We start from the raw sequence: 23,592 nt of genomic DNA on the forward strand, positions 1-23,592 counted from the left end.
TCCCAGTCAAGGCGGAGCGGGGCTCTTCAGCGCCGCCGTAGGGTGAGCCGCATGGCACAGACCGTCTCGACCCTGCTCATCCTCGGAGCGACGGGGGACCTGTCCTCGCGGCTCCTCCTCCCCGCCGTCGGCCAGCTGCTGACCCGCGAGACCGACCGGCGGGTCCACCTCGTCGGCGCGGGACGCGAGGACTGGACCCAGGAGCACTGGCACGAGGTGCTGACCGCCTCCTTCGCCACCGTCGAGGCGCAGGGCGAGGGCGTGGACGCGCTCACCTCCGGCACGCGCTACCAGCAGGTCGACGTCACCGATCCGGAGGCGCTCGCCGCACTGCTCGCGAGCTGCGCCGGTCCGGTGGCGGTCTACTTCGCCCTCCCGCCGGCGATCGCGGCGAAGGCCTGCGAGGCGCTCGCCGCCCACGACCTGCCGGAGGGCACCGTGCTGGCGCTGGAGAAGCCGTTCGGGACCGACGAGGCGAGCGCGCACGCCCTCAACCAGCGCCTCGCCGCGCTGGTCCCCGAGGACCGCATCCACCGCGTCGACCACTTCCTCGGCCGCGCGACCGTGATGAACGTGCTCGGCCTGCGCTTCGCCAACCGGATCCTCGAGCCGCTGTGGTCGGCCGAGCACATCGAGAGCGTCGAGATCGTCTACGACGAGCAGCTGGCCCTCGAGGGGCGGGCGAGCTACTACGACGGCGCGGGCGCGCTGACCGACATGATCCAGAGCCACCTGCTGCAGGTCCTCGCGGTGATCGCGATGGAGCCGCCGTCCTCGCTCGACGCGGCCGACCTCCGGGACGCGAAGTCGATCGTCCTGCGCGCCACCCGCCTGCACGGCGACGACCCCGCCGCGAGCTCGCGCCGCGCCCGCTACACAGCGGGGACGATCGACGGACGCGAGCTGCCCGCCTACGCGGACGAGAAGGGGGTGGACCCCGCTCGCCGGACCGAGACGCTGGCCGAGCTGGTCGTCGAGATCGACACCTGGCGCTGGGCCGGCGTGCCGTTCACCCTCCGCTCCGGCAAGGCGCTCGGGGAGCGGCGGCGCGAAGTGGTCATCCGCTTCAAGCCGGTGCCGCACCTGCCCCGCGGCTTCGTGGGCACCGAGGCGCCGTCCGTGCTGCGGCTGTTCCTCGCGCCCGACCAGATGTCGCTCGAGCTGAACATCAACGGCCCCGGCGACCCGTACACGCTCGAGCGCGCCTCGCTGGAGGCGACCTTCGGCGCGGGCGAGCTGCTGGCGTACGGCGAGGTCATCTCGGGGATCCTCGACGACGACCCGTCGCTCTCGGTCCGCGGGGACGCCGCAGAGGAGTGCTGGCGCATCGTGCAGCCCGCGATCGACGCGTGGCACGCGGACCGGGTGCCGCTCGACGAGTACCCGGCGGGCAGCGAGGGACCCGGGAGCTGGCCGACGCTCTGACGGGCGGCCGGGGGAGGGGCGGCTACGGGGATCTCGAGACGGCGGCCGCGCCGCCTCCTCGATCAGCGGGAAGGGCGACGTCGCTCGTCGGGTCGGCCGGAGGGCGAGCCCGCCGGCCGACCGCTCGGGTCAGGAGCGGGTCGCGACGGGGGTGTCGACGGCGACGTCGGCGGGGGCCGGCTCCGCCCAGACGGCGATCGGCTTCGGCTCCCAGGTGAGGGCGGCCGGCTCCACCGGGGGAGTGGAGGCGCGCATCACGGGGATCGCCTCGGTGACCGGGGACGACGTCCGCTCGGCGCCGGCGCGGAGCTGCTCCTCCTGGATGGCGGCGGAGAGCTCGTGGGCGAGGGAGCGCGCGAGCATCCCGTGGAAGATCGGGTCGCGGTCGTCGTGGCTGCGGCGCGTGACGACCCAGGCGCCCTCGGATCCGACGAAGGCCGCGAGGCGCTCGTGGACGACGGCGAAGAGCTCGTCCTGCGTGAGGACGGGGGCCGCCTCGACGACCTCGGGGGCCGCCTTGCGACGCCTCAGACGAAACCTCATGACGAACCCCGTTTCCCGTGCCGGCAGCGACTGGGAACAGTGTCGCCGCCACCGGGTCGGGAGACCGGTTGACACGCCGCCCCGCGGGGAGGCGGCGCGTCAGGAGGGCCTAGCGGTCGCGCTTCTTGCCGCGCTCCTCCTTGACGATCTCCTTCGAGTCGTAGGACACGGAGCCCAGGGCGACGGTGACCGAGATGGCCCAGCTGACCCACTGGAGGGCCAGGCGCCAGTCGCGCGGGCCCTTGCGCGTGGTCTGCAGGATCGACCAGCCGCCGACGATCGCGCTGATGACGCTGGAGTTGAGGATGAACTTGCGCATGCGTGTGCCTCCCGTGTTCACCCCGACGCTAGCGGGTGCGAAAGCTCTCAGAGGAACGCTTGACAGCACCGAGGGGTTGTCCCGCTACGGTGGACCGCCGCCGGGACCCGAATCCTCGAGCCGGGGCACGCCGAGGAGAACGGGAACGACATGCGCACGGCTGTGATCGGGGCGGTGCTGCTCGTCGTCGGGGCGGTGGCCGTCGTCACGGGGGTCCTCCCGATGGACGCGCTGGGCGAGCTGGTCGAGCGGACGGCGCCGATCCTCGGCTTCGTGGTCGCGGTGACCGTGGTCGCCGAGCTGGCCTCCGAGGCCGGCGTGTTCACGGTGGTCGCCGAGCGCTCCGCCGAGTGGGGCCGCGGGCGGACCGCGGTGCTCTGGCTGCTGGTGGTGGCGATGGCCGTCGTCAGCACGGTGTTCCTCTCGCTCGACACGACCGCCGTGCTCCTGACCCCGGTCGTGGTCCTGCTCGCGGCGCACGTGCGCGTCCCGCCCCTGCCGTTCGCGATGGCCACGGTCTGGCTGGCGAACTGCGCCTCCCTCCTCCTCCCCGTCTCGAACCTCACCAACCTGCTCGCGCAGCGGCGCCTGGGGGTCGAGGGCCCCTTCGCCTTCGCCGCGCTGACCGCGGTGCCCGCGCTCGTCGCGGCCGTCGTGCCCGTGCTGATCCTCGCGATCCGCTACCGGCGCGAGCTGGCCGGGCGCTACACCCCGGGGGAGCGGACGCCGGTGGAGGACCGGGTGCTGCTCATCGGCGCGGGGACCGTCGTGGCGCTGCTCCTGCCGGCGCTCGTCTCGGGCCTCGAGGTGTGGATCCCGGCGACGGTCGCCGCGGTCGCGCTGATCGTCCTCTTCGCGGTGCGCCGTCCCGCGGCGCTCACGCCCGCCCTCCTGCCGTGGCAGCTCGTCGTCTTCGCGGCGGGCCTCTTCGTGGCGATGGAGGCGGCGCACCAGCTCGGGCTGGGCGCGGCGCTCGCCGTGGTCGCGGGGGAGGGGAGCGGGACGCTCGACCTGCTGCGCCTCGCCGGCTCCGGCGCGGTCGCCTCCAACCTGGTCGACAACCTGCCCGCCTACCTCGCCCTCGAGCCCGTCGCGGCGGATCCGCTCCGCCTGGTCGCCCTGCTGATCGGCGTGAACGCCGGACCGTTGATCACCCCGTGGGCCTCGCTCGCCACCCTGCTCTGGCACCAGAGGCTGACCGCGCTGGGCGTGCACGTCTCGTGGCGCCAGTACGCGCTCCTCGGACTCGTCGCGGTCGTCCCGACGGTGGGCGGAGCGACGCTCGCCCTCGCCCTCGTGCAGGGCTGATCCCCCGTCCCCCGAGCGGGGCCGGCTGATAGCCTCGACGGGCACGACGACGGCTCGACCGACGAAAAGGGACCACCATTCCTCCGCACTCCGCCTCCGCCTCCTCCGCCGCTGACAGGACCGACGCCGGGACCTCGGGAGGGACCGAGCGCAACGCGTTCGTGGTCGTCTCGAACCGCCTCCCCGTGGACCGCGTCGTGGCCGAGGACGGCACCGCGTCCTGGAAGACCTCGCCCGGCGGGCTGGTCACCGCGCTCGAGCCCGTGATGCGCGCGAACGAGGGCGCCTGGGTCGGCTGGCCCGGCGTGGCCGACGAGGAGGTCGCCCCGTTCGTCGACAACGGCGTGCAGATCGTCCCCGTCGCCCTCAGCGCGCAGGAGCTCGAGGACTACTACGAGGGCTTCTCGAACGACACGCTCTGGCCGCTGTACCACGACGTGATCGCGCCCCCGACCTACCACCGCGACTGGTGGGACGCCTACGTGCGGGTCAACCAGCGCTTCGCCGAGGCGGCCGCGGCCGTGACGGAGGAGGACGGCGTGGTCTGGGTCCAGGACTACCAGCTCCAGCTCGTGCCCAAGATGCTGCGGGAGCTCCGGCCCGACGTCACGATCGGCTTCTTCAACCACATCCCGTTCCCGCCCTACGGGATCTTCGCGCAGCTCCCGTGGCGCCGGCAGATCGTCGAGGGCCTGCTCGGCGCCGACGTGATCGGCTTCCAGCGCCAGGGCGACGCAGGCAGCTTCCTGCGCGCGGTCCGGCGCCTGCTGGGCTACGACACCCGCAGCACGGTCGTCGAGGTCCCGGTCGAGGAGGAGGCCGTCGGCGGCACCCGCCGCGTCAACCGCTCGCGGCGCGGGGCGAGCGTGCGCCCGGTCGTCGCCCGGCACTTCCCGATCTCGATCGACTCCGCGTCGTTCGAGGCGATGGCGCGCACCCCCGAGATCCAGGCCCGCGCCGCCGAGATCCGCGCCGAGCTGGGCAACCCCGCGACGATCATGCTCGGCGTCGACCGGCTCGACTACACCAAGGGGATCGGCCACCGCCTGAAGGCCTTCGGCGAGCTCCTGGCGGACGGCCGCCTCACCTCCGAGGACGCGGTGCTGGTGCAGGTCGCGAGCCCGAGCCGCGAGCGCGTGGACACCTACCGGCAGCTGCGCGACGACATCGAGCTGCAGGTCGGCCGGATCAACGGCGACTACAGCACGCTCGGGCACCCGGCGATCAGCTACCTCCACCACGGCTACCCGCGCGAGGAGATGGTGGCGCTCTACCTCGCCGCCGACGTCATGCTCGTCACGGCGCTGCGCGACGGGATGAACCTCGTCGCGAAGGAGTACGTCGCGTCCCGCTTCGACAACGACGGCGTGCTCGTGCTGAGCGAGTTCGCCGGAGCGGCCGACGAGCTCAAGCAGGCCGTGCAGGTGAACCCGCACGACATCTCGGGGCTGAAGGACGCGATGGAGGCCTCGGCGCGGATGCCGCGCGTCGAGCGCACCCGGCGCATGCGCGCGCTCCGTCGCCGCGTGCTCGAGAACGACGTGGCGCGCTGGTCCGAGTCGTTCCTCTCCGCTCTCGCGGAGCACGCGGCCGGCCAGCAGCTCGACGTGCGGCCCGCCGCCCGCGGGCAGGAGGCGCCGCACGGCCAGGAGGCCGAGCACCGCGACGACTCGGCGCACGGACAGGCGGCCGAGCTCGAGCGGGAGGCCGCCGACGACCGCGAGCTCGACGGCGGCGCGCGATGAGCGAGGGAGTGCCCGAGCGGCTCGCGGCGGCGCTGCGGGAGCTCGCCGCGGCCGACCGGCTCCTGGTGGCCCTCGACTTCGACGGCACACTCGCGCCCGAGGTCGACGACCCCGCCCGCGCGCGGGCGCTCCCCGAGGCGCGCGAGGCCGTGCTGCGGCTCCTCGCCCTCCCCGGCACCCGGGTCGCGCTGGTCTCCGGCCGGGCGCTCGGGAGCCTGGAGGAGGTCTCGCAGCTGCCGGACGAGGCGCTGCTGGTCGGCTCCCACGGCATCGAGATCCGCCTCGACCCCGAGGAGGACGCGGTCCGGCTCGACGACGACGAGCTCGAGAAGGTGGGAGTGCTCGAGGACGTCCTGAAGGGCATCGCCCGCGGGATCGACAACGTCTGGATCGAGGACAAGCCGGCCGGCTTCGCCCTGCACACCCGCCTCGCGACCGAGCGCCACAGCCGCGTCGCCCACGTCGTCGCCCTCTCCGAGGCGCGCGCCGAGGTGCAGGGGGTCACCGTCCGTGAGGGGAAGAACGTCCTGGAGTTCTCGGTCCGCTCGACCACCAAGGGCGAGGCCGTGCAGCACCTCCGCCGCTACACCGGCGCGACCGCCGTCCTCTACGCGGGCGACGACGTGACGGACGAGGACGCCTTCGCGGTCCTCGGCTCCGGCGACGTCGGCATCAAGAGCGGCGAGGGCACCACCGCGGCCTCCTACCGGGTCCGCGGTCCCGAGCAGGTCGCGCACGCACTCCGGCTGCTGGCCGACCTGCGCGCGGAGTAGCAGCCCCCTTCCGGCGGTCAGCGTCGGCGGGTCCCGGATCGCCGACTCGCCGAGGACGGCCGTCCGCCGACGCGGGGAGCGGCCGTTCGCGACGAGTCGGAGATCCGCGGGGACGTCCGCATCCGGTGCCGCTGCCGGAGGCCGGGGCAGGAACGGGTGCGCGGGCCGGTCCGGGTCCGCCCGGCGAGCAGGGGCACCGCGCGCGAGGCGGTAGCCTCATCGCATGCCGGAAATCGATTGGAAGCCCCGCTCGCGCACCGTCACGGACGGCATCGAGGCCACGACGTCGCGCGGGATGCTGCGGGCGGTCGGGATGGGCGATGACGACTGGGAGAAGCCCCAGATCGGCATCGCGTCCTCGTGGAACGAGATCACCCCCTGCAACCTCTCGCTCGAGCGCCTCGCGCGCTCCGCGAAGGAGGGCGTGCACTCCGGCGGCGGCTACCCGCTCCAGTTCGGCACCATCTCCGTCTCGGACGGCATCTCGATGGGCCACGAGGGCATGCACTTCTCGCTCGTCTCCCGCGAGGTCATCGCCGACTCCGTCGAGACCGTGATGATGGCCGAGCGCCTGGACGGCACCGTCATGCTGGCCGGCTGCGACAAGTCGCTGCCCGGCATGCTGATGGCCGCGGCCCGCCTCGACCTCGCCGCCGTGTTCGTCTACGCCGGCTCGATCGCTCCGGGCTGGGTCAAGCTCTCGGACGGCACCGAGAAGGACATCACGATCATCGACTCCTTCGAGGCCGTCGGCGGCGTCAAGGCCGGGATCATGTCCGAGGAGGACGCCAAGCGCATCGAGTGCGCCTTCGCCCCGGGCGAGGGCTCCTGCGGCGGCATGTACACCGCCAACACCATGGCCAGCGTGGCCGAGGCGCTCGGCATGAGCCTGCCCGGCTCCGCCTCGCCCGCCGCCGCCGACCGCCGCCGCGACTACTTCGCCCGCAAGTCCGGCGAGGCCGTCGTCGAGCTGCTGCGCAACGGCACCACGGCCCGCGACATCCTCACCAAGGAGGCGTTCGAGAACGCGATCGCGGTGGCGATGGCCTTCGGCGGGTCGACCAACGTCATCCTGCACCTGCTCGCGATCGCCAACGAGGCCGAGGTCGACCTCACGATCGACGACTTCAACCGCATCGGCGACACGATCCCGCACATCGGCGACCTCAAGCCCTTCGGCAAGTACGTCATGAACGACGTCGACCGCCACGGCGGCGTCCCGGCCGTGATGAAGGCGCTCCTGGACGCCGGGCTGCTCCACGGCGACTGCCTGACGGTCACCGGGAGAACGGTCGCCGAGAACCTCGCCGCGATGGACATCGCACCGCTGGACGGCGAGGTCATCCGCACCCTCGACAACCCGATCCACGCGACCGGCGGGCTCACCATCCTCAAGGGCTCGCTCGCCCCCGAGGGCGCGGTCGTCAAGACCGCCGGCTTCGACGCCTCCGTCTTCGAGGGTCCGGCCCGCGTGTTCGAGCGCGAGCGCGCCGCGATGGACGCTCTGACCGAGGGCCGGATCGAGAAGGGCGACGTGGTGGTCATCCGCTACGAGGGCCCCAAGGGCGGTCCCGGCATGCGCGAGATGCTCGCCATCACCGCCGCCATCAAGGGGGCCGGGCTCGGAAAAGATGTACTACTGTTGACGGACGGACGATTCTCAGGCGGCACAACCGGCCTGTGCATCGGCCACATAGCTCCCGAATCGGTGGACGCAGGTCCCATCGCATTCGTTCGCGACGGAGACCCGATTCGGGTCGACATCGCCGCTCGCTCGATCGACCTACTCGTCGACGAGTCCGAGCTCGCCGCCCGCCGAGAAGGCTGGGCCCCTCTCCCTCCGCGCTACACCCGCGGTGTCCTCGCCAAGTACGCCAAGCTCGTCCGCTCGGCAGCCGAGGGCGCCGTCACCGGGTGACCCGGCCCGCTCCGGCCGGCCGCGCACTCGCGTTCCCGGGCACTCGCCTCCGGCTCTGCCCGCCGCCGCACCACCTCCTGAAGGAATCGACACCCGCATGACTCCGGATCCGTCCGCCGTGCAGCCCGCACCGACGCCCCAGCCACCCCGACCCGCCTCCGCTCCCGGGGCCGCCCCCGCGGCCGAGGTCCTCACCGGAGCGCAGGCGGTCGTCCGCTCGCTCGAGATGCTCGGGATCGAGGACGTCTTCGGCCTGCCCGGCGGCGCGATCCTCCCGGTCTACGACCCGCTGATGGACTCCTCGAAGATCCGGCACATCCTGGTCCGCCACGAGCAGGGCGCCGGCCACGCCGCCGAGGGCTACGCCTCGGCGACCGGCAAGCTCGGCGTCTGCATCGCGACCTCGGGCCCCGGAGCGACCAACCTGGTCACCGCGATCGCGGACGCCTACATGGACTCGGTCCCGATGCTCGCGATCACCGGCCAGGTGTTCTCGACGCTCATGGGGACCGACGCGTTCCAGGAGGCGGACATCGTCGGCATCACGATGCCGATCACGAAGCACTCCATCCTCGTGACGCGCCCCGAGGACATCCCCTCGGCCCTCGCCTCCGCCGCGCTGATCGCCACCACCGGCCGCCCCGGCCCCGTGCTGGTCGACATCACGAAGGACGCGCAGCAGGACCAGGCGCCGTTCCTCTGGCCGCCGAAGATCGACCTGCCCGGCTACCGTCCGGTCACGAAGGCCCACGGCAAGCAGATCCAGGCCGCGGCCCAGCTGCTGGTCGAGTCGCGGAAGCCGGTGCTCTACGTGGGCGGCGGCATCATCCGCGCCCGCGCGGCCGCCGAGCTGAAGGCGTTCGCCGAGGCCTGCGGCGCCCCCGTGGTGACCACGCTGATGGCGCGCGGAGCGTTCCCGGACTCGCACGAGCAGCACCTGGGCATGCCCGGCATGCACGGCACCGTCCCCGCGGTGCTCGCGCTGCAGGAGGCGGACCTGATCCTCGCGCTGGGCTCGCGCTTCGACGACCGCGTGACCGGCAAGGCGGCGCTCTTCGCGCCCCACGCCAAGGTCGTGCACGTCGACATCGATCCGGCCGAGATCTCCAAGATCCGCACCGCCGACGTGCCGATCGTGGGCGACCTGAAGGACGTCCTCCCGGACCTCACCGACGCGTTCGCCAAGGCCTCCGCCGACGGCCGCGCCGACACCTCCGAGTGGTGGAGCTACCTCAAGGGCCTGCAGACGGAGTTCCCGCTCGGCTACACCGAGCCGAACGACGGCCTGCTCTCGCCGCAGTACGTCATCAAGCGCATCGGCGAGATCACCGGCCCCGAGGGCGTCTTCGCCTCCGGCGTCGGCCAGCACCAGATGTGGGCGGCGCAGTTCATCAAGTACGAGCGCCCCAACTCGTGGCTGAACTCCGGCGGCGCCGGCACCATGGGCTACTCCGTGCCCGCGGCGATGGGCGCCAAGGTCGGCGAGCCCGAGCGCACCGTGTGGGCGATCGACGGCGACGGCTGCTTCCAGATGACCAATCAGGAGCTCGCCACCTGCACGATCAACGACATCCCGATCAAGGTCGCGGTGATCAACAACTCCTCGCTCGGCATGGTGCGCCAGTGGCAGACCCTGTTCTACGAGGGCCGCTACTCCAACACCGACCTCAACACGGGTCACGACACCGTCCGGGTGCCCGACTTCGTGAAGCTCGCCGACGCGTACGGCGCGCTCGGCATCCGTGTCACGAAGCCGGAGGAGATCGACGACGCCATCCGCCTCGCCATCGCCACCAACGACCGGCCCGTGGTGATCGACTTCGTCGTCAGCCGCGACTCCATGGTCTGGCCGATGGTCCCGCAGGGCGTCTCCAACAGCTACGTCCAGTACGCCCGAGACCACAGCCCGACCTGGGACGACGAGGAGTAGACCCGCATGACGCACCACGTTCTCTCCCTGCTCGTCGAGGACAAGCCGGGACTGCTCACCCGTGTCGCCGGGCTGTTCGCCCGCCGCGGCTTCAACATCGAGTCGCTGGCGGTCGGTCCGACCGAGCTGGCCGGGCTCTCGCGCATCACGGTCGCCGTGGACGTCGAGGACCTGCCGCTCGAGCAGGTCACGAAGCAGCTCAACAAGCTCGTCAACGTGATCAAGATCGTCGAGCTCGACACCGACCAGTCGGTCCAGCGCGAGCACCTGCTCGTCAAGGTCCGCGTCGACAACGTCACGCGCTCGCAGGTGCTCGAGGCCGTCACGCTCTTCCGCGCCCGCGTGGTCGACGTCGCGACGGACGCCCTGGTGATCGAGGTCACCGGCGACACCGGCAAGACCAACGCGTTCCTGCGGGTGATCGAGCCCTACGGCATCAAGGAGATCGCGCAGTCGGGCCTGCTCGCCATCGGGCGCGGCTCCAAGTCGATCACCGAGCGCGTCTTCAAGAACTGACCGCGAACTCTCCACTACAGAAAAGGACTCACCACGTGACCGAGCTCATCTACGACGCCGACGCCGACCTCTCCATCATCCAGTCCAAGAAGGTCGCGATCGTCGGCTACGGCTCGCAGGGCCACGCGCACGCGCAGAACCTCCGCGACTCCGGCGTCCAGGTCGTCATCGCGCTGAAGGAGGGGTCGAAGTCGACCGCCAAGGCCGAGGACGACGGCTTCGAGGTCAAGAGCGTCGCCGACGCCGCGGCCTGGGCCGACCTGATCATGATCCTCGCGCCGGACCAGCACCAGCGCGCGATCTACAGCGAGCAGATCGCCTCCGCGCTGACCGAGGGCAAGACCCTCGCCTTCGCGCACGGCTTCAACATCCGCTTCGGCTACATCGAGGCGCCCGCGGGCGTCGACGTCATCCTCATCGCGCCGAAGGCCCCCGGCCACACCGTGCGCCGCGAGTTCGTCGCCGGCCGCGGCATCCCGGACATCATCGCCGTCGAGAACGACGCGACCGGCACCGCCTGGGAGACCGCGAAGTCCTACGCGAAGGCCATCGGCGGCACCCGCGCCGGCGTCATCAAGACCACCTTCACCGAGGAGACCGAGACCGACCTGTTCGGCGAGCAGGCCGTGCTCTGCGGCGGCACCTCGCAGCTCGTCCAGTACGGCTTCGAGACCCTCGTCGAGGCCGGCTACCAGCCCGAGATCGCCTACTTCGAGGTGCTGCACGAGCTCAAGCTCATCGTCGACCTCATGTGGGAGGGCGGCATCGCCAAGCAGCGCTGGAGCGTCTCCGACACCGCCGAGTACGGCGACTACGTCTCCGGCCCGCGCGTCATCGACCCGCGCGTGAAGGAGAACATGAAGGCCGTCCTCGGCGACATCCAGAGCGGCGCCTTCGCGAAGCGCTTCATCGGCGACCAGGACGCGGGCGGACCCGAGTTCCAGGAGCTGCGCGCCAAGGGCGAGAAGCACCCGATCGAGGAGACCGGCCGCGAGCTGCGCAAGCTCTTCGCCTGGAAGCAGACCGACGAGGACTACACCGACGGCAGCGTCGCGCGCTAGTCGCACCGCGTCGACCGGGGGAGCCCCGGCCCGACGAGGGACCCGTCCACCGGGATCCCCTCGCCGGGCCGGGGCTCCTCCGCGTCCGGGGCGCGCCTACCGCTCGAGCTCGCGGACGAGACGGCGGAGACCGCCCTTCGGCGGGACGAGGACGGGGTCCGGCCACCGGGGCGAGAGGTGGTCGCCGAGCGTCACCCGGCGCAGCTTGCGGCCGACGAGGGGGAGGACCCAGTCGGCCGCCCAGCGGCGCTGCTCGCGCAGCCGTGCGCGGAGGCGGAGCGGCTCGGGGGCGTCCCAGGGCCCGGTCGAGATCGTGTGATGCACGCCGAGCGTGTCGAGCACGCGGCCGGCCAGGACGCGGTGGCCGCGCTTGGAGAGGTGCATCCGGTCGGGCGACCAGAGCACGGGGGAGTGGAACTCCCGCATCGCCCAGTAGTCGACGAGGATCGCGCCCCGCTCGCGGGCGATCCGGCGGACGGCGCTGTTGTAGAGGTGGTTGCGGCGCAGGAACATCCGCGGGGCGGGCAGTCCCGGGATGTCGACGCCGGTGAAGAGCACGAGGGAGGCGCCGGTGGTCGCGAGCGCGTCGACGAGCGCCTCGTAGCGGGTGATCAGATCGACGGTGTCGGTGCCGAGGTCGAGGATGTCGTTGCCGCCGGCGTACAGCGTGATCAGGGTGGGGCGGAGCGCGAGGGCGGGCGCGAGCTGGTCCTCGGTGATCTGGGCGAGGCGCTTCGAGCGGACGGCGAGATTCGCGTACTCCCAGCCCGGCTCGGCCTTCGCCAGGCGCTCGGCGACGCGGTCGGCCCAGCCGCGCACCCCGTTCGGCAGGCGCGGGTGCGGGTCGCCGACCCCCTCCGTGAAGGAGTCGCCGAGGGCGACGAAGCGGCGGCGGCGGTCGTCCATCCGCTCAGCCTCGCCCCCGGGGGAGGACGCGGGGTGTCCGCCGGGTGTCGGGGAGGCGGCGGCGGGCTCCGAGCCTCCTGCGAGGTGCGCGCGGCTAGGGTGTTGCGGTGATCGATGGTGGACCGGGCCGCTCCCCGGAGGACGACGACGCGGCGACCCCGCCGGCGGACCGCGGGCCGGACGCCGTCCCGGAGGACGACGCGGACGACGAGGCCCTGGAGTGGGCGGGCGAGGGCGCGGACCCGACGCTCGCCGCGGGGACGGCGCGCGTGCGCCGGACGCCCCGCACGGTCGCGGGGGCGGGCCCGGCGGACGACGGCTCGGACGACGACGACTCCGAGGTCGAGGACCCCGACGACGAGGCCGCGTCCTCGTCCGCTCTACTGATCGCGGCGGGCATCGCGGCCGGCCTCTACCTCCTGTACGCCATCGCCTGGGCGATCACGGCGACGCGGCAGTCGCCGGTCGCCGCGGCCGGCTTCGCGGGCGATGCGCTCGGCGGCGCCCTCTACTCGCTCGGGCTCTGGCTGGCGGTCCTGGCGCCGCCGGTGTGGTTCGCCGTGGTGCTCCTCGCCACCCGCGACTCCCGGGTGCGCACCCGCGTGCTCTGGCTGGTCGCCGGACTCGTCCTCCTCGCTCCGCTGCCGTTCCTGAAGGGGGCCTGATGACCGACTCGACCCGGGCCACCCTCGGCGGGACCGGCCGGCGCGACCGGCCCGGCCGTCGCCTGGCCGCTTCCGTCCTCGTCGCCGTGGTGTTCGCGCTCTTCTTCGCCTGGGACGTCTGGGAGGCGGTCGGCAACCTGATCGGCCTGCGCAGCTACGCGGCCTCCCTCGGCACCGACCTGGATCCGACGGGCTGGGCGGTGCTCCTGCTCGGCCTGGTGCTGCCGGTCGCCTGCTTCGTCGCCGCCGTCCTGCTCGGCCGCCGCCGGGGACTCCCGGCGCGCGTCGGACTGCTCGCGGCGGCCCTCTGCCTCTCGGCGGCGCTCTCGCTCGACGTGCAGCTCGTCCTCGGCGTCGAGAGCCTGGTCTCGCTGAGCTGACCGGCGGCGTCACACGGCGCGGGGCGCGCGCACCCCTCCGCTACAGTGACGGGGGGCTGCCGACGCCCCCGCCTCGGTGCCCGCTCCGTCCCCTCTCCGAAGGAAGCGCCTCTCGTGACAAAGCCGGTCGTCCTGATCGCCGAAGAACTCTCGCCCGCCACCGTGGACGCGCTCGGTCCCGACTTCGAGATCCGCTCCGTGGACGGCACCGACCGCCCGGCGCTGCTCGAGGCCCTCGCCACGGCGCACGCGATCCTCGTGCGCTCCGCGACGCAGGTCGACGCGGAGGCGATCGCCGCGGCCCCCTCGCTCCAGGTGATCGCCCGCGCCGGTGTGGGCCTGGACAACGTCGACATCACCGCCGCGACCGCCGCGGGCGTCATGGTCGTGAACGCGCCGACCTCGAACATCATCTCGGCCGCCGAGCTCACCGTCGGCCACATCCTGAGCCTCGCCCGCCACATCCCCGCCGCGCACAGCGCGCTCGCGCAGGGCCTCTGGAAGCGCTCGAAGTACACGGGCGTCGAGCTCTACGAGAAGACCGTCGGCATCATCGGCCTCGGCCGCATCGGCGCGCTGATCACCGCGCGCCTGCAGGCCTTCGGTGTGAACGTCGTCGCCTACGACCCCTACGTGACCAGCGCCCGCGCGCAGCAGCTCGGCGTCACGCTCCTCTCCCTGGAGGAGCTGCTGGCCGAGAGCGACTTCATCACGATCCACATGCCGAGGACCCCCGAGACGACGGGCATGATCTCGGACGATCAGCTGGCGCTGATGAAGCCGTCGGCGTTCATCGTGAACGTGGCCCGCGGCGGCCTCATCGACGAGGACGCGCTGCACCGCGCGCTCGTCGCGAAGACCATCGCCGGCGCCGGACTCGACGTGTTCGTGAAGGAGCCGCCGACCGGATCGCCGCTGCTCGCCCTCGAGAACGTGGTCGTCACTCCGCACCTCGGGGCCTCGACCGACGAGGCGCAGGAGAAAGCCGGCGTCTCGGTCGCCCGCTCGGTGCGCCTCGCGCTCTCGGGTGAGCTCGTGCCGGACGCCGTGAACGTCGCCGGCGGCGTGATCGACGAGTACGTGCGCCCCGGCATCCCGCTGGTCGAGAAGCTCGGCCAGGTCTTCTCGGGCCTCGCGGACTCGCCGGTCACCTCCATCGACGTCGAGGTGCGCGGCGAGCTCGCCGGCTACGACGTGAAGGTCCTCAAGCTGGCGGCTCTCAAGGGCGTGTTCACCAACGTGGTCTCGGAGACGGTGTCCTACGTCAACGCGCCGGTGCTCGCGGAGCAGCGCGGCATCGAGGTGCGCCTGATCACGGAGCCGGTCTCGGACGAGTACCGCAACGTGATCACGCTGCGCGGCGCGCTCTCGGACGGCTCGCAGATCTCGGTCTCGGGCACGCTGACCGGCACCAAGCAGGTCGAGAAGATCGTGGCGATCAACGGCTACGACGTCGAGGTCCCCCTCGCGAAGCACCTCGTCGTCATGAGCTACGTCGACCGCCCCGGGATCGTCGCGGTCTACGGCCGTGAGTTCGGCGACGCCGCGGTCAACATCGCGGGCATGCAGATCGCGCGCACCGAGGCGGGCGGCAAGGCGCTCTCGGTGATCACCATCGACTCTCCCGCCCCCGACGGCCTGCTCGAGAAGGTCCGCGTCGCGATCGACGCCGACCTCATGCAGGAGATCGACATCACCGAGCAGTGAGCACGCGGCGGTTCGCTCAGGTCGACGTCTTCGGCGCCGCGCCGTTCCGGGGCAACCCGGTGGCGGTCGTCGTCGACGGCGACGGCGTGGGCGACGCCGCGATGGCGGAGTTCGCGCAATGGACGAACCTCTCCGAGACGACCTTCCTCCTCCGCCCGAGCGACCCCGCGGCCGACTATCGGCTGCGGATCTTCACGCCGGGCGGGGAGCTGCCCTTCGCCGGGCACCCGACCCTCGGGAGCGCGCACGCCTGGCTCGCGGCCGGAGGGACGGCCCGCGCGGCGGGGGAGCTCGTGCAGGAGTGCGCCGCGGGTCTCGTCCGGCTGAGGGTGACGGAGGAGGGCATCGCCTTCGCCGCCCCGCCCCGCCGGCGGACCGGGCCGGTCAACGAGGCGACGCTCGAGCGGGTGGCTGCGGCTCTGCGGATCCCGCGCGCGGAGATCCTCGACCACGAGTGGGTCGACAACGGTCCCGGCTGGCTGGCCGTGCGGCTCGCGTCGGCGGAGCAGGTCCTCGCGCTGCGGCCGGACCAGGCTCTCCTCGCCGGGCTCCCCGTCGGCGTCGTGGGCGAGCATCCGGCGGGAGGCGAGTGCGCGGTCGAGGTGCGGGCGTTCATCCCCGACGCCGGTGTGTCCGAGGACCCGGTGACGGGGAGCCTCAATGCGGGGATCGCCCAGTGGCTGATCGGCAGCGGCGTGCTGCCCGAGCGCTACACCGCGGCCCAGGGCGCGGAGCTGGGCCGAGCCGGGCGCGTGCGCGTCGAGAGCACGGACGGCGCGATCTGGATCGGCGGCGCGACGGTGACCCTGATCGACGGGGTCGTCGAGCTGTAGCGGGTCCGCCGGGGCGGCGCGACTCAGCTCCCGAGGAGGCGCTGGACGACCGCGAGGACGTCCTCGGCCTCGCCGCGCGACGGCGAGCCCGTGGGGAGCAGGGCGGAGTTGTAGTAGAGCCCGTCGCTCATCAGGACGATCGCCCGGGCGACGAGCGGGTCGCCCACGGCGTCGGCGACCACCTCGTTCCAGCTGTCGTGGATCCGCGCGAGGCCGCCGCTGGCGCGCTCGTCGTGCCCCTGCGCGATGCGCGACACGGCGAGGATCGTGCGGTCGAAGGCCGAGTCGGCGGCGAAGGAGGTGCGCAGCAGGTAGGCGACCACGCCCTCGGGAGCGGCGAGGCTCTGCGCGACGTCCGCCTCCCGCCGCGCGTCGAGGCGCTGCAGGAGCCCGTCGACGAGGGCGTCCTTCGAGGGGAAGTGGTAGAGCAGCCCGCCCTTGGAGACTCCGGCCTCGCGGGCGACGGCGTCGAGGGTCGCGGCGCGCTCGCCCTGCTCGCTGAGGAGCTGCTCGAACGCGTCGAGGACGCGGTCGCGGGCGGGGGCAGGAGGCACGGCGACCATCCTACGGCGGATCAGTGGCGACTGTACCGGCTGGACGGTATACTCTCTCCGTTCTCCTCTGAAAGGTCGTCCCCGTGTCCGCGCGCACCGCTCCCGTCTCCACCCACGACACCGCCGGCGCCGCCGACCGGGTCGGGCGACGCGCCTGGGTGGCGCTCGCGGTGCTGATGCTCCCGGTGCTGCTGGTCTCGGTCGACAACACGGTGCTGAACTTCGCGCTCCCCTCGATCGCCGAGGATCTGGGCCCCTCCGGCACCGAGCTGCTGTGGATCGTCGACGCCTACCCGCTGGTGCTCGCGGGCCTGCTGGTGGCGATGGGCAGTCTCGGCGACCGCGTCGGGCGGCGGCGCCTCCTGCTGGTCGGCGCGGTCGGCTTCGCCGCCGTCTCGGTCGTGGCCGCGTTCGCTCCCACCGCCGCGGCGCTCATCGGCGCCCGCGCGGCACTGGGCTTCTTCGGCGCGATGCTGATGCCCTCGACGCTCTCGCTCCTGCGCAGCGTCTTCCCCGACCGCGACCAGCGCCGCCTCGCGATCGCGATCTGGGCGACCGGCTTCGCCGTGGGCTCGGGCATCGGCCCGCTGGTCGGCGGCGTGCTGCTCGAGCACTTCCCCTGGGGGTCGGTGTTCCTGCTCGCGGTGCCCGTGCTGCTCCCGCTGGTCGTCCTGGTGCCGATCCTGGTGCCGGAGTCGCGCGACCCGCAGCCCGGCCCGGTCGACGTGGTCAGCATCCTGCTGTCGCTGGCGACCATGGCGCCGGTCGTCTACGCGGTGAAGTCCTTCGCCGAGCACGGGATCGACGCGGTCGGCGTCGCGGCGCTCGTCGTGGGCGTCGTCTCGGGAGTTCTGTTCGTCCGCCGCCAGCAGCGCCGGGCCTCGCCGATGCTCGATCTCTCGCTCTTCCGCCGCGGCTCGTTCAGTGCGGCGATCGTGGTCAACCTCCTCAGCGTCACCGCGCTGGTCGGCGGGCTCTTCTTCCTCTCGCAGCACCTGCAGCTCGTGGTCGGGCTCTCGCCCCTGGAGGCGGGCCTCGTGCTCGTGCCGGGCCTCGCCGTGATGATCCTGGCCGGGCTCGGCGTGGTGCCGATCGCGCGCCGCGTCGCTCCGCGCCTCGTCGTCCCGGCCGGACTGCTGGTCTCGGCCGTCGGGTACATCCTGCTGGCCCTCGGCAGCGGGGCGCCCGGAGGAGCGTCCGCGCTCACCGTCGCCGTCGCCTTCGCGTTCCTCGGCCTGGGCATCGGTGCGGCCGAGACGGTGTCGAACGAGCTGATCCTGGCCAACGCGCCCGCCGACAAGGCCGGTGCGGCCTCCGCCGTCTCCGAGACCGCCTACGAGCTCGGTGCCGTCCTCGGCACCGCGACGCTCGGCACGGTCCTCACCGCCGTGTACCGCGGGGGAGTCGTGCTGCCCGAGGGCCTCGACGCCGCGCAGGCGCAGCGGGCCGGGGAGACCCTCGGCGGCGCCGTCTCGGTCGCCGGCGAGCTGCCCGCCGACTCCGCCGCGAGCCTCGTCGCGTCGGCGAGCGCGGCGTTCGACTCGGGCGTCGGCTGGTCGGCCTGGCTCGGTGTCGTCCTCGTGCTGGCCGCCGCCGCGGTCGGCGCCTGGCGCCTCCGCCGGAGCTGACGCTCCTCCTCTCCTCCCGAGGGAGGCCGCCCGGGACGCGCAGCGCCTCCCGGACGGCCCTCGCCAGCCCGACGGGGGGCGCGTGCCCCGGACCGCGGCGCGGGCGGGCCGCGAGTACGCTGGGGGGACTCCGACCCCGTACGCCTGAGGACCGCCATGCCCCGCACCGTGAAGCTCGCCGTCATCCCCGGAGATGGGATCGGGCCCGAGGTGACCGCCGAGGCCGTCAAGGTCCTCGACGCCGTCACCGCCGACTCCGACCTGGTGCTCGAGACGACCACCTTCTCGCTCGGCGCCGCCCGCTACCTCGAGACCGGCGACGTCCTCACCGACGAGGACCTCGCGGCGATCGCGGGGCACGACGCGATCCTCCTGGGCGCCGTCGGCGGAGCACCGGGGGACCCGCGCCTCCGGGACGCGAACATCGAGCGCGGGCTGCTCCTGCGGCTGCGCTTCGAGCTCGACCACTACGTCAACCTGCGGCCGACCCGTCTCTACGCGGGCGTCCCCTCGCCGCTCGCGGCTCCCGGCGAGGTCGACTTCGTGGTCGTCCGCGAGGGCACGGAGGGGCCCTACGTCGGTACCGGCGGCTCGATCCGGCAGGGCACCCCGCACGAGGTCGCCAACGAGGTGTCGGTCAACACCGCCTACGGGGTCGAGCGCGTCGTCCGACACGCGTTCGAGCTCGCCCGCACGCGCCGCTCCCGGCTGACGCTCGTCCACAAGACGAACGTCCTCGTCTTCTCCGGCTCGCTCTGGAAGCGGATCGTCGACGAGGTGGGGGCCGCCTTCGAGGACGTGGCCGTCGACTACCTCCACGTGGACGCCGCCACGATCTTCCTCGTGACCGACCCTGCTAGGTTCGACGTCATCGTCACCGACAACCTCTTCGGCGACATCCTGACCGATCTGGCCGGCGCGATCAGCGGCGGCATCGGACTCGCGGCCTCGGGCAACATCAACCCCGACGGCGCGTTCCCTAGCATGTTCGAGCCGGTCCACGGATCCGCGCCCGACATCGCAGGACGGCAGCTCGCCGACCCGACCGCCGCGATCCTCTCGGCCGCGATGCTGCTGGACCACCTCGGCCGGAGCGACGAGGCCGCCCGCGTCACCGCGGCCGTGACCGCCGACATCGAGTCGCGCGACGGCACCCCGCGCTCCACGGCCGCGATCGGCGACTCCGTCGTCGCCCGCCTCCGCTGATCCCCCGCAGAAGGACACCACCACGATGAGCACCGACTCCGCCCCCGCCGACCTCGCGTTCGAGGTGACCGCCGCCCCCGCGCCCCGCTCCGCCGAGGAGCGCGCCCGGATCCTCGCGAACCCCGGCTTCGGCATGCACTTCACCGACCACATGGTCGGCCTCCGCTGGACCCGCGCGGACGGCTGGCACAGCGCCCGCGTCGAGCCCTACGGCCCGCTCGCGCTCGACCCCGCCGCCGCCGTCCTGCACTACGCGCAGGAGATCTTCGAGGGGATGAAGGCCTACCGCCACGAGGACGGCTCCGTCTGGACCTTCCGCCCGGAGGCGAACGCGCGCCGCCTGCAGCGCTCGGCCCGCCGTCTCGCGCTGCCGGAGCTCCCGACGGACCTCTTCGTCGAGTCGCTGCGGCAGCTGATCGCGGTCGACGGCGACTGGGTCCCCTCGGAGCCGGAGACCAGCCTCTACCTGCGCCCGTTCATGTTCGCGCAGGAGGCGTTCCTCGGCGTGCGCGCGGCCGAGGACGTCGGCTACTACGTGATCGCCAGCCCCGCCGGCGCCTACTTCTCGGGCGGCGTCGCCCCCGTGTCGATCTGGCTCTCCACCTCCTACGCCCGGGCGGGCAAGGGCGGCACGGGAGCGGCGAAGACGGGTGGCAACTACGCCTCCTCCCTCCTCCCGCAGCAGGAGGCCTACAGCCACGGCTGCGCGCAGGTCCTCTTCCTCGACTCGCAGGAGTCGCAGTGGATCGAGGAGCTCGGCGGCATGAACGTGGTGCTGGTGAAGAAGGACGGCACGCTGGTCACCCCGGAATCGGACTCGATCCTCGAGGGCATCACGCGCGACAGCGTCCTGCAGCTCGCCGAGGACCGCGGCCACCGCGTCGAGCGGCGCCGCGTGAGCATCGACGAATGGCGCGACGGAGTGGCCTCCGGCGACGTGGTCGAGGTGTTCGCCTGCGGGACCGCCGCCGTGATCACCCCGATCGCCGAGCTCAAGGGCGAGGGCTTCTCCGTCGGCCGCGAGAGCGCGCCCGCCGGGGAGCTCACGATGTCGCTCCGCGAGGAGCTGACCGGCATCCAGTACGGACGCCGCGAGGACACGCACGGATGGATGACGAGGCTGGACGCATGAAGATCGCACGATTCGCCACGCAGCGCGACGGGGACAACGGGGGAGCGATCCACTTCGGGATCGTGGACGAGGACGACCTGGTCGTGCTCGCCGGCGACCCGATGTTCGCCGGGTTCGACACCACGGGGGAGCGCATCCCGATCGCGGAGGCGAAGCTCCTCGCGCCGGTGATCCCGCGCTCCAAGATCGTCGGCATCGGGAAGAACTACGCCGACCACGCGGCCGAGATGGGCGGCGACGCCCCGGCGGAGCCGCTGGTGTTCCTCAAGCCGAACACGTCGGTCATCGGCCCGGACGAGGCGATCGTCCTCCCCGAGGACAGCCAGCAGGTGGAGTTCGAGGGCGAGCTGGCGATCGTGATCGGCGCCGTGGCCCGCAACGTCCGCGCGGAGGACTACGAGGACGTGGTCTTCGGGTACACGATCGCCAACGACGTCACCGCACGCGACCTCCAGCGCTCCGACGGCCAGTGGGCGCGGGCGAAGGGCTACGACACCTTCTGCCCGCTCGGACCGGTCATCGAGACCGAGTTCGTCTGGAACGAGAGCGCGATCGAGACCCGCGTCAACGGGCGCGTGCAGCAGTCGGGCAGCACCGGCGACATGATCCACGGGGTGCCCGAGCTCGTGGCCTACGTCTCGCGCATCTTCACGCTGCTCCCCGGGGACGTGATCCTCACCGGGACGCCCGCCGGCGTCGGGCCGATCGCGAACGGGGACACCGTCGCGGTGGACGTCGAGGGCATCGGCACGCTGTTCAACCCGGTGGTCGTCCGGCGCTGAGCCCGGGCCCTCCTGCGCGGAGGGACGAGCGCCTCCGGCCCGCAAGGATCCTCGGATCCGGCGGGCCGGACGCGTCCGAGCGGGACGTCAGTCGGCGCTCGCCGGGTCGCTGCCTACCGCGCCCTCGGTCTCGTCCGGCAGGTCGGCGTCGCCGGAGACGGTGTCCCCTCCGCTGTCGCCGTCGGTCACGGCGTCCGTGACACCGCGGTCGATCGCGGTGCCCCCGGGAGCGGCCCCCGCGGCGGAGGCGTCGGCCGCGTCCTCGCCGGGCAGCACCGTCTGCGCGCCGCCGGTGTTCGGGGCGGCGTCGCCGCCGGATCCGGGAAGGTCCTCGTTCACGTTCTGGTCGGCCATGTCGGCTCCTCTCGTCGGGGCTCCAGCCCAGCACGCGACGGGCCCCTCCGCAGGACGTTGACAGCGCGGGGGCGAGGGGGCAGAGGCGGGCCGTGAGGCCGGGCGACGCGCCTTCACCGTGCTGCCCGGCGCTGTCAAGCGGACTGCCTCCGGGGCCGTCTGGTCGTAGCGTCGAGCTATGAACTCCTCCCGCACCGACTCCGTCAGCCGCATCGCCCGGGAGGACTTCGGCTGGTCGTCGCTGCTCCCCGGTCAGCGCGAGGCGATCGAGTCGGCCGCCTCCGGGCGCGACACGCTGCTGGTGCTGGCGACGGGCGGCGGCAAGTCCGCGGTCTACCAGATCGCCGGAGCCGAGCGCGGCGGCGTCGTCCTGGTCGTCTCCCCGCTCGTCGCCCTGCAGGCCGACCAGCTCGCCGCGATCGAGGCGGCTCCGGCGGCCCCGCCCGCCGTCGCGATCAACTCCTCCCAGGGCGCCGCGGCCGTCGCCCGCGCCTGGGACCGGATCGACGAGGGCGGCCCGCTCTACGTGCTCCTGGCGCCCGAGCAGCTCGCCAAGCCCGAGAACGTGGCGCGTCTGGCGGCCGCGGGAGTGTCGCTCCTGGTCGTCGACGAGGCGCACTGCGTCTCCTCCTGGGGCCACGACTTCCGCCCCGACTACCTCCGCCTGGCCGATGTGCGCGGCGAGCTCGGAGACCCGCCGGTGCTCGCGATGACCGCCACCGCCTCCGGGCCGGTGCGCGACGAGATCATCGAGCGCCTCCGGATGACCGACCCCGAGATCCAGGTGCACGGCGTCGACCGTCCGGAGATCCGGCTGGTGGTGCACCGCCACGAGAGCGAGAACGAGAAGCGCGCCGCCGTGGTCGAGGAGGCCCGCAGCTGGACGGCTCCGGGCCTGGTCTACGTCGCCACCCGCAAGGAGACGGAGGCCTACGCGGCCGACATCGCGGCGGAGGGGCGCCGGGTCGCGGCGTACCACGCCGGACTCAAGGTGTCCGAGCGCAAGGTCGTGCACGAGCAGTGGCGCGCCGGCGAGCTCGACGTCGTCGTCGCGACCTCGGCCTTCGGGATGGGCATCGACCGGGCCGACGTCCGCTTCGTGCTGCACGCGACGACCACCGAGTCGCTCGACGCGTACTACCAGGAGATCGGCCGCGCGGGCCGCGACGGCGAGCCGGCGACGGGCGCGCTGCACTACCGCGCCGAGGATCTGGGTCTCCGCCGCTTCTTCGCCAAGCGCTCGGTCGACAAGGCCGCGCTGCGCGTGATCTGGGCGGCCGTCTCGGAGCAGCCGGGGCTGGACTCCGCGGCTCTCGCGAAGGAGCTGGGGAAGCCGGCCCGCACGATCGCCCGGATCGTCAACGATCTCGCGGACGCGGGGCTGGTGGAGACCGGCTCCGGTCTGCGCGGGACGCGCGAGGCCTCCGGCGACGAGGCCGTGCACGCGGTGAAGGAGGCTCTGGCCTCCCGCGAGCGGATCGCGGAGTCGCGCCTGTCGATGATGCGCGCGTACGCGGAGACCAGCCAGTGCCGCCGCCGAGTCCTGCTGGACTACTTCGGCGTGGAGTCGGCCGAGTGGTGCGGCAACTGCGACGGCTGCGAGCGGCACGAGGCGAGCGGCGAGACCGTCGAGGCGCCCGTGGACGCCCCTCTGAGCGTCGACGAGTCGGTGGAGCACCGCGAGTGGGGCGCCGGCACCGTGATGAGCGTGGAGGCCGACCGGGCGACGATCTTCTTCGAGTCCGAGGGCTACAAGGTGCTGTCGTTCCAGGCGCTCGAGTCCGGCGTCCTGCGCGAGCACGAGCACGCCTCCGCCTGACCCCGGCTCTCCGCGCCGGCCGATCGCCGCTCGCGGGACGCCGCTCCGGTACGGCAGGCACGGCGTGCCGTGCACCGGAGCGGCGTCC

22 protein-coding genes are annotated in these 23,592 nt (G+C 73.0%); 17 read left to right on the top strand and 5 right to left on the bottom strand.

Features of this window, described 5'->3' with window-relative positions; translation table 11 throughout:
* The first annotated feature begins 51 nt into the window (after positions 1-51).
* Entirely contained in the window at positions 52-1,425 is a 1,374-nt protein-coding gene (locus C5C57_RS06185) for a glucose-6-phosphate dehydrogenase (protein WP_181065465.1), read from the top strand.
* A gap of 129 nt (positions 1,426-1,554) precedes the next feature.
* Here C5C57_RS06185 and C5C57_RS06190 read toward each other — a convergent pair whose 3' ends face one another.
* On the bottom strand, positions 1,555-1,968 hold the full coding sequence (locus C5C57_RS06190) for a hypothetical protein (RefSeq protein WP_104233213.1): 414 nt from the start codon (positions 1,966-1,968) through the stop codon (positions 1,555-1,557).
* Positions 1,969-2,077: 109 nt separating this feature from the next.
* The gene (locus tag C5C57_RS06195; protein WP_104223546.1) at positions 2,078-2,287 is read right to left on the bottom strand and encodes a hypothetical protein; all 210 of its coding nucleotides are present in this window, start codon (positions 2,285-2,287) and stop codon (positions 2,078-2,080) included.
* Positions 2,288-2,437: 150 nt separating this feature from the next.
* Between C5C57_RS06195 and C5C57_RS06200 the strand changes: the two genes are divergently transcribed.
* The 7 genes from C5C57_RS06200 (at position 2,438) to ilvC (ending at position 11,538) form a co-directional block, all read left to right on the top strand.
* Positions 2,438-3,595, top strand: coding sequence for an SLC13 family permease (locus tag C5C57_RS06200; RefSeq protein ID WP_104247451.1), 1,158 nt, complete (start codon positions 2,438-2,440; stop codon positions 3,593-3,595).
* A gap of 161 nt (positions 3,596-3,756) precedes the next feature.
* Positions 3,757-5,340, top strand: coding sequence for a trehalose-6-phosphate synthase (locus tag C5C57_RS06205; protein WP_104226244.1), 1,584 nt, complete (start codon positions 3,757-3,759; stop codon positions 5,338-5,340).
* Complete coding sequence (gene otsB, locus C5C57_RS06210) at positions 5,337-6,113, top strand: trehalose-phosphatase (RefSeq protein ID WP_104226245.1); 777 nt, start codon at positions 5,337-5,339, stop codon at positions 6,111-6,113. The genes C5C57_RS06205 and otsB overlap by 4 nt, the downstream gene beginning before the upstream one ends.
* 223 nt (positions 6,114-6,336) lie before the next feature.
* Positions 6,337-8,031 carry a dihydroxy-acid dehydratase gene (gene ilvD, locus C5C57_RS06215; protein WP_104233215.1) on the top strand — a complete coding sequence of 565 codons (1,695 nt, stop codon included), beginning with the start codon at positions 6,337-6,339 and terminating at the stop codon, positions 8,029-8,031.
* Positions 8,032-8,128: 97 nt separating this feature from the next.
* On the top strand, positions 8,129-9,961 hold the full coding sequence (locus C5C57_RS06220; RefSeq protein WP_104247450.1) for an acetolactate synthase large subunit: 1,833 nt from the start codon (positions 8,129-8,131) through the stop codon (positions 9,959-9,961).
* Between the two features lie 6 nt (positions 9,962-9,967).
* Positions 9,968-10,477, top strand: coding sequence for an acetolactate synthase small subunit (gene ilvN, locus C5C57_RS06225; RefSeq protein WP_104223540.1), 510 nt, complete (start codon positions 9,968-9,970; stop codon positions 10,475-10,477).
* 35 nt (positions 10,478-10,512) lie between these two features.
* Positions 10,513-11,538 (top strand): ketol-acid reductoisomerase, encoded by a 1,026-nt coding sequence (ilvC, locus tag C5C57_RS06230; protein ID WP_104223539.1) that lies wholly within the window; start codon positions 10,513-10,515, stop codon positions 11,536-11,538.
* Positions 11,539-11,634: 96 nt separating this feature from the next.
* Here the strand turns inward: ilvC and C5C57_RS06235 are convergent, their stop codons facing one another.
* On the bottom strand, positions 11,635-12,444 hold the full coding sequence (locus C5C57_RS06235) for an SGNH/GDSL hydrolase family protein (protein WP_104226248.1): 810 nt from the start codon (positions 12,442-12,444) through the stop codon (positions 11,635-11,637).
* A 107-nt stretch (positions 12,445-12,551) separates the two neighbouring features.
* Between C5C57_RS06235 and C5C57_RS06240 the strand changes: the two genes are divergently transcribed.
* From C5C57_RS06240 to C5C57_RS06255, 4 genes are all read left to right on the top strand, one after another.
* On the top strand, positions 12,552-13,109 hold the full coding sequence (locus C5C57_RS06240; protein ID WP_104247449.1) for a DNA polymerase III subunit gamma/tau: 558 nt from the start codon (positions 12,552-12,554) through the stop codon (positions 13,107-13,109).
* Positions 13,109-13,489: a hypothetical protein gene (locus C5C57_RS06245; RefSeq protein ID WP_104223536.1), complete on the top strand. Its 381-nt coding sequence runs from the start codon at positions 13,109-13,111 to the stop codon at positions 13,487-13,489. The genes C5C57_RS06240 and C5C57_RS06245 overlap by 1 nt, the downstream gene beginning before the upstream one ends.
* 114 nt (positions 13,490-13,603) lie before the next feature.
* Positions 13,604-15,196: a phosphoglycerate dehydrogenase gene (gene serA / locus C5C57_RS06250; protein ID WP_104223535.1), complete on the top strand. Its 1,593-nt coding sequence runs from the start codon at positions 13,604-13,606 to the stop codon at positions 15,194-15,196.
* The gene (locus tag C5C57_RS06255) at positions 15,193-16,029 is read left to right on the top strand and encodes a PhzF family phenazine biosynthesis protein (protein WP_104297438.1); all 837 of its coding nucleotides are present in this window, start codon (positions 15,193-15,195) and stop codon (positions 16,027-16,029) included. The genes serA and C5C57_RS06255 overlap by 4 nt, the downstream gene beginning before the upstream one ends.
* 23 nt (positions 16,030-16,052) lie before the next feature.
* Here C5C57_RS06255 and C5C57_RS06260 read toward each other — a convergent pair whose 3' ends face one another.
* The gene (locus tag C5C57_RS06260) at positions 16,053-16,592 is read right to left on the bottom strand and encodes a TetR/AcrR family transcriptional regulator (RefSeq protein ID WP_219815092.1); all 540 of its coding nucleotides are present in this window, start codon (positions 16,590-16,592) and stop codon (positions 16,053-16,055) included.
* Between the two features lie 74 nt (positions 16,593-16,666).
* On the opposite strand from C5C57_RS06260, the gene C5C57_RS06265 reads away from it, so the two are divergent.
* The 4 genes from C5C57_RS06265 (at position 16,667) to C5C57_RS06280 (ending at position 21,331) form a co-directional block, all read left to right on the top strand.
* On the top strand, positions 16,667-18,211 hold the full coding sequence (locus C5C57_RS06265; RefSeq protein ID WP_258059394.1) for an MFS transporter: 1,545 nt from the start codon (positions 16,667-16,669) through the stop codon (positions 18,209-18,211).
* Between the two features lie 156 nt (positions 18,212-18,367).
* Positions 18,368-19,417, top strand: a complete 1,050-nt coding sequence (locus tag C5C57_RS06270) for a 3-isopropylmalate dehydrogenase (protein ID WP_104223533.1) — start codon at positions 18,368-18,370, stop codon at positions 19,415-19,417.
* Positions 19,418-19,442: 25 nt separating this feature from the next.
* Positions 19,443-20,549: a branched-chain amino acid aminotransferase gene (locus C5C57_RS06275; protein WP_104247447.1), complete on the top strand. Its 1,107-nt coding sequence runs from the start codon at positions 19,443-19,445 to the stop codon at positions 20,547-20,549.
* The gene (locus C5C57_RS06280; RefSeq protein ID WP_104247446.1) at positions 20,546-21,331 is read left to right on the top strand and encodes a fumarylacetoacetate hydrolase family protein; all 786 of its coding nucleotides are present in this window, start codon (positions 20,546-20,548) and stop codon (positions 21,329-21,331) included. The genes C5C57_RS06275 and C5C57_RS06280 overlap by 4 nt, the downstream gene beginning before the upstream one ends.
* Before the next feature lie 87 nt (positions 21,332-21,418).
* On the opposite strand, the gene C5C57_RS06285 is transcribed toward C5C57_RS06280, so the two are convergent.
* Positions 21,419-21,685 (bottom strand): hypothetical protein, encoded by a 267-nt coding sequence (locus C5C57_RS06285; RefSeq protein ID WP_104247445.1) that lies wholly within the window; start codon positions 21,683-21,685, stop codon positions 21,419-21,421.
* Positions 21,686-21,863: 178 nt separating this feature from the next.
* Here C5C57_RS06285 and C5C57_RS06290 point away from each other — a divergent pair, with 178 nt between their 5' ends.
* On the top strand, positions 21,864-23,504 hold the full coding sequence (locus C5C57_RS06290; protein ID WP_104247444.1) for a RecQ family ATP-dependent DNA helicase: 1,641 nt from the start codon (positions 21,864-21,866) through the stop codon (positions 23,502-23,504).
* Positions 23,505-23,592: the final 88 nt, after the last annotated feature.

It is taken from the genome of Rathayibacter sp. AY1C5 (assembly GCF_002931705.1).
Classification (GTDB): Bacteria; Actinomycetota; Actinomycetes; order Actinomycetales; family Microbacteriaceae; genus Rathayibacter.

Bases quoted from the DNA above. Each gene is read 5' to 3' on its own strand.
- C5C57_RS06185 (WP_181065465.1), top strand. From the start codon at position 52: ATGGCACAGACCGTCTCGACCCTGCTCATCCTCGGAGCGACGGGGGAC.
- C5C57_RS06190 (WP_104233213.1), bottom strand. From the start codon at position 1,968: ATGAGGTTTCGTCTGAGGCGTCGCAAGGCGGCCCCCGAGGTCGTCGAG.
- C5C57_RS06195 (WP_104223546.1), bottom strand. From the start codon at position 2,287: ATGCGCAAGTTCATCCTCAACTCCAGCGTCATCAGCGCGATCGTCGGC.
- C5C57_RS06200 (WP_104247451.1), top strand. From the start codon at position 2,438: ATGCGCACGGCTGTGATCGGGGCGGTGCTGCTCGTCGTCGGGGCGGTG.
- otsB (WP_104226245.1), top strand. From the start codon at position 5,337: ATGAGCGAGGGAGTGCCCGAGCGGCTCGCGGCGGCGCTGCGGGAGCTC.
- ilvD (WP_104233215.1), top strand. From the start codon at position 6,337: ATGCCGGAAATCGATTGGAAGCCCCGCTCGCGCACCGTCACGGACGGC.
- C5C57_RS06220 (WP_104247450.1), top strand. From the start codon at position 8,129: ATGACTCCGGATCCGTCCGCCGTGCAGCCCGCACCGACGCCCCAGCCA.
- ilvN (WP_104223540.1), top strand. From the start codon at position 9,968: ATGACGCACCACGTTCTCTCCCTGCTCGTCGAGGACAAGCCGGGACTG.
- C5C57_RS06235 (WP_104226248.1), bottom strand. From the start codon at position 12,444: ATGGACGACCGCCGCCGCCGCTTCGTCGCCCTCGGCGACTCCTTCACG.
- C5C57_RS06245 (WP_104223536.1), top strand. From the start codon at position 13,109: ATGACCGACTCGACCCGGGCCACCCTCGGCGGGACCGGCCGGCGCGAC.
- C5C57_RS06260 (WP_219815092.1), bottom strand. From the start codon at position 16,592: ATGGTCGCCGTGCCTCCTGCCCCCGCCCGCGACCGCGTCCTCGACGCG.
- C5C57_RS06270 (WP_104223533.1), top strand. From the start codon at position 18,368: ATGCCCCGCACCGTGAAGCTCGCCGTCATCCCCGGAGATGGGATCGGG.
- C5C57_RS06275 (WP_104247447.1), top strand. From the start codon at position 19,443: ATGAGCACCGACTCCGCCCCCGCCGACCTCGCGTTCGAGGTGACCGCC.
- C5C57_RS06280 (WP_104247446.1), top strand. From the start codon at position 20,546: ATGAAGATCGCACGATTCGCCACGCAGCGCGACGGGGACAACGGGGGA.
- C5C57_RS06285 (WP_104247445.1), bottom strand. From the start codon at position 21,685: ATGGCCGACCAGAACGTGAACGAGGACCTTCCCGGATCCGGCGGCGAC.
- C5C57_RS06290 (WP_104247444.1), top strand. From the start codon at position 21,864: ATGAACTCCTCCCGCACCGACTCCGTCAGCCGCATCGCCCGGGAGGAC.